Genomic DNA, 4373 nt, shown 5'->3' on the forward strand with positions numbered 1-4373 from the left:
CGAGAGTGTCACCACATATTGTGGAAGGCATTTCGTCGGTAGCAAAATGCAGTTACATTTCGTAAGTTCATGTATTTGAATAATCAAATGGCATTACTAGTCCTTTAGACTAGGTGAATATTTGCTCAGATTATGTATACTGTCAGAGGGGAAATACACATTCTCGCGTGTTACGCCAAGTTAGACGCGACACCGTTGTGGGTTATGCTGGGGGGACGGACATGCAAGCGCATTTCGCTAGCAGGCCGGGGTATGTGCATTCGACCGCGAATGATGAAATGCCCAAGGCACTTGTGCTAAGTTCACGTCACTACTTTCCGAATAGTTTGCTTCGTTCTGTCAACGGGGAAATAGGCACCCTACAGGTTGAGCGTCTCGACACGCTCGACGCCTACTTCTCCCTCAGCGAGGACGAGCGCGCGAAAATCGCACTAGTAATAATTGGCGAAGAGTTCGCATTTGAACTCGCGCGACTCGACGCAAGCAAGAAGCGTGCGCTTCAGTCAACTCCGGTTGCGCTTGCATATCAAGACGCAAGATTGCCAAATGCCGTTTTAGCCACAAAAGATATTTCACCACTCATCCGAAGCTACATTCCCATGAATGTGCGGTTTGACATATTTATTTCCATAATTCACCTTTTGGTAGATGGCGGCGTTTACATCCCGCAAGAAGTCGGCGGGTTCGGGGTGCAGGCCAATTCCTACGGCACACCCGCGAAAAGCGAAACTGACGAGGCGCTATCCAAAAGCGCGCGGCTAAACGCGCTTTCGGCGCGCGAGCACGAGGTGCTAGAGTTGATCGCAAGAGGCAAGCAAAACAAGAGCATAGCTGCCGAGTTAGATTTGTCAGAACACACAGTGAAGCTGCACACCCACAACATCATCCGCAAACTGAGGGTAAATAACAGAACAGGCGCCGCGGCGCTTTTTCTTTCCGGTGACTGATATGACTTCAGAACAGGAAACGGAGTCCACGGCAGGCAAGCCAGAAGGCGGCGAGTTCGCGCTGCAAGATATATTGCTGCGCCTTGGTCAATTGAATTACTCTTGGACAAACACCGAGAGTCTTCTGATTCACCTCATTGCGGGACTGGCACCTGTCAATATGCAGGTTGCTACGGTTATATTTCTGACCTTGAATACAACAAGAGCACGGCTAGATCTTGTCGAGAGACTGGCGAAACTTGGCGCGACGCCGAAGCCGGTCGCATCGGAAATCCTTTCCATCACGCGTGAACTTTCTAAATACTCCGCGTTGCGCAATAGGTACAATCACTGCATATATTCATTTGACAAGGACGGCACGTCGATAAGCTCCATTCAGATGCGCATTTCTGATCGCAAGGAAGATATACGGTTTGGCCGGTCGCAGCTTATGAATGCGCAAGAACTTTTCATGATAGATACATCCATTTCCGAAATACAAAATCTTAACCGCCAGATTTGGGCGCTGATTACCAAGCACCACTTTCCGGGTTAACCGCCCGCGCTTCGCGCAATGCGATGCTCATTCACGGCGAAACTTGAATGTGAGCGCTAACTGGTTTAGCGCCGCATCAAATGGACAGATCTTATTTTCTGCTGATTATTTTATACGATGGAGAAGGTAGATTTCTCTAATATTGCCTTCCAACCCGGCTTCTTTCAGAGAGCCCACGTCAAAGCCGCAGATCAAAACTGCGGATCATTGGTCATAGCCCGTCATTTCCAGATACCCCACTCCGCCGTGGCTGCCAGAAATCATCACGGGGCCTTCCCAATAAGGCACCGAAGTGTCCATCCATGCATCGACGTTCAATGCCTTTACTGCCACTTCAATGCCCTGTGCGGGCAGGCGGACGCGCCATTCGACGGGCACCTCGCGCCCGGCAACCTTGTGCCGGGCAAGGGGCGTGGCCTCGAATGCGCCGTCGGGAAATGCCCGTGCGCTGCCATCTGCGTCGATCCATGTGGCTGAGGTATAGTCGGTGTCGCCGCGCAGCACGAAACCCATCAACTTGTCGCCGGTGTCGAATGACAGCGAAAACCAGTCCCACCCAAGTTGATCTTGCGCCAGCGGCTGCGATGACCATTCCCGGTCCAGCCACGCCGTGCCGACGACCGGGATTTCGCCTTCGGGCAAAGTAATGGTGCCCTGCACCTGAAAGAACGGTTGCGAATAATAATAGCTCGCCTGCCCTGCTGCGGATTTTACCGAATACCCGTTTTGGCCATGCAGCACCAAGGGGCCAGTCGCGCTGAGATTTACGTCATACGCAAACTCTGTGCCCGAGGCATTCAAGCGCAGATGGTCAAAATCCGCACCCTCCATCGCCCATTCGTCGATCCATGCGGAAAACGGGGCTGCCTCTACACCGGCCTGCCCAATGCCGCCACGGGCCAGTCGCTCTGCCACATAGTGCGCATCGGGCGTCGTGACCGCGGCGTGGCCCATCCAAAGTTGCGGCGTTGCCCAGCCCTGCCCGTCGCGGGGGGCAAGGGCCGAGCGGAACAGCGTCCATTGAAGCCCGTAGGCTGTGCCGTCCGGGCCGGTCAAGTTGGCAGTCAGATACCACCACTCGATACGATAGGCCGGGTGTGCGCCGTGGTCGGCTGGAAACTGCAACTGGGTGTCGGGCACTGGTTGGGCAAAATCTTGCGCCGTTGTGCCAAGCCCGGCAAAACCCTGCGCAATCGCCTGCGTCGGCAACCACATCAGCAGGACCAGCGCCCTAACGTTCATTGCGAAACACCCCCAGCAATTGCGCGGGTGGCGTGCGCGAAAGCCGCCACGCAGGCCATATCGCCGCAAGCGCAGCCGCCAGCAAGGCAAGCCCACCCAAGCGCACATAATCAAACGGAAACAGATACATCGGCAGGCGCCAGCCAAACGCCTCGACATTCACCACCGCCAGCAATGCCCAGGCCAACGCCAACCCAAGCGGCAAGGCCAGCGCCGCTGTCAGCGAAGCCAGAACCACCGCGCGCAACAGTTCCAGCGCCGCCAGCCTGCGCCGGGGCAGCCCCAGCGCCCAGACAGGGGCCAGTTGCGGCAGCCGCATGGCAGCAAGCGTCAGAAGGCTGAGCATCATCGCGAAACCGGCAACCGACAGCGTCAGGATATTCAGCGCCGTGGTGACCGTGAACGTCCGCTCGAACACGGAAAGCGAAAACGCCTTGATCGACGCCTGATCGACCATCGCGCTGTCCGCAACGCCCAACTGATCGTGCAAGGTGGCGCGCACGGCATCTATTTGCGCGGGATCGACACGCAGCCCAAAGCGCAAGGCAGTCACCGCCGGAAATTGCTGGCCGAACAAGGGCTCGGTCACGATCAGCTGGCCGACCGGGTTGCCATAGTCGCCGTAGACCCCCAGCACCGGCAAAGATACGCCCGGCGCGATTGCGACGACATCCCCAAGATCAAGCGCCGCCCGCCGGAAAAGCTGTTCGTTGACCAGCACTCCCTCGCCGCGCGCCAATGCGTCCCAAGCGTTCGGGACTGCGCGCAGAAAGCGCCAGTTGTCGCGATAGGTTGCATGGTCTCTTACGCCGTAGACCTTGGCCGGAAGGCCCGCGATCTGCTGCTCGATGAACAGAACGGGCAAGATCGCCTCGGTCCGGTCGGTCAGCAAGGTGGTGATCGCCTCGGCCTGCGCCGGGTCTTGGGCATTGACATAAAGCTCTGAGGCCAATCGCTGATCAAGAAAGTCCGCAAAAGTCAGCCGAAACGATGAAACCATGGTCGAGACGCCGACATTGGCTGTCATCGCAAGCAACAGCGCCATCAGCGCCAGCGATAGGCCGGGCAGTTGCTGATGCGTATCGGCCCAGAACCACTGCGCAACGGGCGCTCGCGCGCGCGCCTCGCCCAGCCGCAGCACCAGCGCCAACAGCGGCGGCAGGGCAAGCGCCCCACCGATCAGCAGCGCCCCCAGCATCACGAAACCGGCCATCAGCCCGTTGCCCCAAAGCGTAATCGCCCCAGACAGCGCCAGCAGCGTCAACGAAAGCGCCACCTGCCCCGGCCCCTGGCGCGCCATGACCCATGCACGCGGCTGCGCGCCAGCCAATAGCGGCATTCGTGCCAGCGACCAAAGCGCGCCGCCCGCCGCCAAGGCCGTGCCCCCTATCGCCATCGCCAAACCTGAAAGCCACCACGAAGGGCGCAAGGAAAGCGCGCCCGAAACATCGGCCCCGTAAAGCCCGCGCAGGGTTGCAGCAACATCCGGCAATAGCGCCGCCGCGACGAGATAGCCCAGCGCCACGCCGATCGCCCCCGCCAGCAGCGCCAGAACGGCAAGCTCAACCGCCATCAATGCGATCAGCCGCCGCAGCGGCGCGCCCAATGCCCGCAAAGTGCGCACCACCGGGCGGCGCTGCTCGAACGCC

4 protein-coding genes are annotated in these 4373 nt (G+C 58.5%); 2 read left to right on the forward strand and 2 right to left on the reverse strand.

From position 1 onward, the window contains the following. Positions 1-221: 221 nt before the first annotated feature. Both ABY403_RS14035 and ABY403_RS14040 read left to right on the forward strand, forming a co-directional pair. Positions 222-947, forward strand: coding sequence for a response regulator transcription factor (locus ABY403_RS14035; RefSeq protein WP_372841450.1), 726 nt, complete (start codon positions 222-224; stop codon positions 945-947). Position 948: 1 nt separating this feature from the next. Next, complete coding sequence (locus ABY403_RS14040; protein ID WP_372841451.1) at positions 949-1482, forward strand: hypothetical protein; 534 nt, start codon at positions 949-951, stop codon at positions 1480-1482. Positions 1483-1686: 204 nt separating this feature from the next. On the opposite strand, the gene ABY403_RS14045 is transcribed toward ABY403_RS14040, so the two are convergent. Next, positions 1687-2724 (reverse strand): lipocalin-like domain-containing protein, encoded by a 1038-nt coding sequence (locus ABY403_RS14045; protein ID WP_372841452.1) that lies wholly within the window; start codon positions 2722-2724, stop codon positions 1687-1689. After that, the coding region (locus ABY403_RS14050) for an FtsX-like permease family protein (protein WP_372841453.1) at positions 2714-4373 on the reverse strand (1660 nt) is incomplete at its 5' end. The genes ABY403_RS14045 and ABY403_RS14050, both read right to left, overlap by 11 nt.

The sequence above is a fragment of the Phaeovulum sp. genome (genome assembly GCF_041596715.1).
In the GTDB taxonomy this organism is placed as follows: domain Bacteria; phylum Pseudomonadota; class Alphaproteobacteria; order Rhodobacterales; family Rhodobacteraceae; genus UBA6213.